This window comes from Nitrosomonas halophila (assembly GCF_900107165.1).
GTDB classification, from domain to species: Bacteria; Pseudomonadota; Gammaproteobacteria; order Burkholderiales; family Nitrosomonadaceae; genus Nitrosomonas; species Nitrosomonas halophila.
In genome coordinates, this window is record NZ_FNOY01000116.1 from 1 (window position 1) to 4,134 (window position 4,134).

The 4,134-nt window shown below is 54.4% G+C and carries 3 protein-coding genes; all 3 read right to left on the bottom strand.

Annotated features, from left to right (window positions below; genetic code table 11):
* Positions 1-218: 218 nt before the first annotated feature.
* The 3 genes from BLV85_RS14300 to BLV85_RS14310 are packed head-to-tail and all read right to left on the bottom strand — an operon-like array spanning position 219 to position 3,879.
* Positions 219-809, bottom strand: a complete 591-nt coding sequence (locus BLV85_RS14300; RefSeq protein ID WP_090415894.1) for a DUF6933 domain-containing protein — start codon at positions 807-809, stop codon at positions 219-221.
* Entirely contained in the window at positions 806-2,251 is a 1,446-nt protein-coding gene (locus BLV85_RS14305; protein ID WP_218132860.1) for a restriction endonuclease subunit S, read from the bottom strand. The genes BLV85_RS14300 and BLV85_RS14305 overlap by 4 nt, the downstream gene beginning before the upstream one ends.
* 53 nt (positions 2,252-2,304) lie before the next feature.
* Entirely contained in the window at positions 2,305-3,879 is a 1,575-nt protein-coding gene (locus BLV85_RS14310) for a type I restriction-modification system subunit M (RefSeq protein ID WP_090415896.1), read from the bottom strand.
* Between the last annotated feature and the right edge of the window lie 255 nt (positions 3,880-4,134).

Genomic DNA, 4,134 nt, shown 5'->3' on the forward strand with positions numbered 1-4,134 from the left:
TTGGGGTTATTTGTCTTATATGCGTGCACTATTTTATCAGAATAGAGGTGATTCCAATATAGAATCAGTTACTTATACTTTCTGAGTAAGCTCTACTTTACAGTGTTGAGCAAGTTTGCTGCTCACTATTAATATACAAGGGTGCGGTGAGCCCCGCGAACCGCACCAGAAGCACCCACCCATCCGGTACGGTTCGTACCTCACCACACCCTACAGGCTCATGGAAAATTCAGTGTCCTCGCCGGGGTCTTGCCACCCAACAACTCAAACATGGCATCGATGGGCCAATGAGCCGCCTTTACCCCCTTCAGGGTACGCGGCATCTGGGCCAGCCAGATACTGGTTTTATACGGCGAGAGATCGGTCACCTGGCTGTCGCCATAGGCAAGCCTATGCCCCAAATCCTGCCCCATTTGGTTCAGGGTACCCAACACCGAGCGGTCGGTGGCGCTGTCGCACACCAGCGGCCCCAACATGCCTTGGGCGCGTTCCATCACCGCCTCATCGGCTCCCATCTTGAGCAGGGTGTTCATGAAACCGTCCACAAACCAGTAATCCAGCTCGGCGAAGTCGTCCTTTTTCAGCACGGGCAGGAACACCGGAAAGCGGGTGGTATCGTGCAACATAAGCACACACTGGCGGCGTTGCAACAGGAGCAGATTGGCATGCCAGCCACTCAAGGGCGATTCAGCGGCATCGTTGGCGGCCCCATCGCTGGCATGGCCCAGGCCGCGCTTGCTCTTCAACCGCCCGCCTGGCCCCAGCGGCAGCTTGGCAAGGAGCTTTTGCGTGGCGTGCAGGCGGATCACACCGCCACCCCAGAGCGTTCAATCATGGCCTCGGCTTCGGGGATACGGAGCTGTCCCGAAAGGAGTTTGGGGAGCAGTGTGTCTCGCAGGCGAATCAGACTGTTGTTGTGTTCAAGGCGTTGCTGCACTGAAGCCCATATAGGCAAAACGCTGTCATTAAAACTTGCCAAAAGATTTTCAGGCACTTTTAGTGATGGAACACACTCAACAACCGATTTTGAGATGTTTTGTTGTGCTGCCCCAACGGCGATCGTATTTAACCATTCCCTAGAGTTAAGAAGCGTATAAAAAAGAAAATATGGTCCAATCGTATCTAGTGGAACCAGCCCCGTACACGCTTGATTGGATGTACTTTCCTGAGACAGAACACCCAATCTACCCACCGTCGGGGCAGCATAGATGGCAATAAGTACAGTTCCCGCAGGCCATAATTTACAGGAAGAGTTGTCCAAGCCTTCTTGGGTAATTTTTTCCTCTGATTCCAGAAGGACAGAATCCGATAACTCACCAGTTTTGAACCAGTTTATACTACCACCTTCCCAGAAGCTGGCTTCCATCCGCTTAGGTGTAGAGCCATTCTGAACCCTATCGCATAACTCCACGATAGGAACTAGCTCCCACCCCTCCGGCACCCACCCCATCTCCTCGGTAAAGACAAACCGGCTGGGAAACTGGTGCTGAATCTCGGCAGGAAGCGGCTTGCGTTGCTCGCCAAGCCCCTTTCTCATCTCTGCCCTGGCCTGCAATGGCTCAGGGATGGGATTCCCTGCCGCCAGTGCGTTATCAATCACCGGGTCAAAATCCACAAACCAGCTCTTGAACAGCGCCTGCGCCATCGCCTCCAGTGTGGTGTTCATCTGGCGGTTGAGTTCGATTTTTTCGTCGAGGGTGCCAAGTATCTCAACAATTCTTTCTTGTTCAGAAATATCAGGTAACAATACCTTCATGCATTTTGCTGATCCCACGTTGAAGTGCTGCTGCACAGCACCAACCAAATGGGCATTCACATGGCTTGATGCAACCGAATTCACATAATAGGCTAAGAACCGATTATTGATTCTCGACCCACATCTAACAATCACAAGATCTGAGCAATTTGCTTCTTGAAGCCATTCAGGAACAACAGCCGTGGTTCCGGGCTTTCCCGTTCTCACAATGACAACATCGCCAGGAGCTAATTTGGATTTAGAGATCTGTTTGTGAAAGTCATGGGATATAAACTTTAGGTCGTCTTGGTTGATACGGAGTACATCAACATTTTTTGAGCGTAAAAATGGCACGCCAGCGTCCACGTACTCGGAAGTCATTGAGCCTACGTAGCCCACTGTTACTTCGTTAGCCACCTCATCTAAGGTTACCTCTTGCCAATCACTCCCCATGATCCGCACCCTCCAGCCCGTAGGGTGCGGTGACAAAGGAACCGCACCGCTTGCCTTGAACATGGCATCCGTCGGTGGGCGGTGCGGTTCGTGCCTCACCGCACCCTACAATGGCTTTATTGCCCATAACCCAACCCCTCCAGATTCTTGCGAATCTCGGCATCCAGCCGCTCTGCTTCGGCCATCTGCCGATACAGGGTCTGACTGAGTTCGGTCATCTTCTGCTCAAAGGGGATGCCGTCGTCCTCGATCTCGGCAGCACCCACATAGCGCCCTGGGGTTAGCACATAGTCATTGGCCTTGATCTCGTCCAGAATAGCGGCCTTGCAGAAGCCCGGTCTGTCTTCATAATTTCCATCTTTGGCCTCCCCCCGCCAGGCGTGGTAGGTGCGGGCGATCTCGGCGATGTCGTCGGTGGTTAGTTCCTTGTGGGTACGGTCGATCATGCTGCCCATATTGCGGGCGTCGATAAACAGGGTCTCGCCCCGGCGCTCGCGGTGGTTGCTTTCGCTGTGGCCCTCGATGCGTTGTGCGCCCTTGTTGCGGGCCAGGAACCACAGGCAGACCGGGATCTGGGTGGTGTAGAAGAGCTGGCCTGGCAGGGCGATCATGCAGTCCACCAGGTCGTTTTCGATCAACTTCTGGCGGATCACCCCTTCGCCGCTGGTGTTGGTGGACATGGAGCCGTTGGCCAGGACAAAGCCCGCCACGCCGTTTTCCGACAGCTTGGAGACCATGTGCAGGATCCAGGCATAGTTGGCATTGCCGGTGGGCGGCACCTCATACCCGGCCCAGCGCGGGTCATTGCTCAGCTCATCGGTGGCACGCCACTCCTTCAGGTTGAAGGGCGGGTTGGCCATGATGAAGTCGGCCTTGAGATCCGGGTGCTGATCCTTGAAGAAGGTATCGGCGGGCACCTCGCCCAGGTTGGCGGCGATCCCGCGTATCGCCAGGTTCATCTTGGCCAGCTTGTAGGTGGTGCCGGTCTGCTCCTGGCCGTAGATGGAGATGTCCTTCTTGTTTCCCTGGTGGCTCTCGACGAACTTCACCGACTGCACGAACATCCCACCCGAGCCGCAGCAGGGGTCGTAGATCTTGCCCCGGTAGGGCTCGATCATCTCAGCGATCAGGTTAACCACGCACTTGGGGGTATAGAACTCGCCGCCGCCCTTGCCTTCGGTGGCGGCAAACTTGCCCAGGAAGTACTCATACACCCGCCCCACCACGTCCTGCTCGTTATCGGCCACGGTGTCGATGTTGTCGATGGAGTCGATCAAAGCCGCCAGCTTGCTGACCTCGATCCCCAGCCGGGTGAAGTAGTTGTCCGGCAAGGCTCCGCGCAGGGCCTTGTTGTTCTTCTCCAGAGTATGCAGCGCGGTGTCGATCTTCACCGCGATATCATCCTGCTTGGCCTGGCGCTGGATGGAAGACCAGCGCGATTCATCCGGCAGGTAGAAGACATTCTTCATGGTGTAGAACTCCACCATGTCCACATAGGCCTCCTGCCCCTCCGCGATCAGCTCCCGGCGGCGCTCCTCGAACTTGTCGCTCACGAACTTGAGGAAGATCAGGCTGAGTACCACATGCTTGTACTCGGAAGACTCCACCGTACCGCGCAGCTTGTCAGCGGTATCCCACAGGGTCTGTTCAAAGCTCTTCTGCTTCTTCGGGGCAGCGGGTTTTCTGGCCATTGGCGTGTTCTTCGTCCTATGTGGTTGATTTCCTAGCATTCTTATGGACAGCATGAGCTAAAGGGGTCAGGTCTAGATATAATAATCAAGACAAACAAAGATAGGGTCTAGGATTGTGAATTCTTATTCTTGTGGACCATAGCCCCGTACATTATTCTTGTTTGTAACTATTCAGCGAAAAAAATGCAAAAAGTGCTTGACAGGGTTTTTGTGTAAAAAAGCAAGATTACCGATACATTTGGAGTTGCCCGTCAG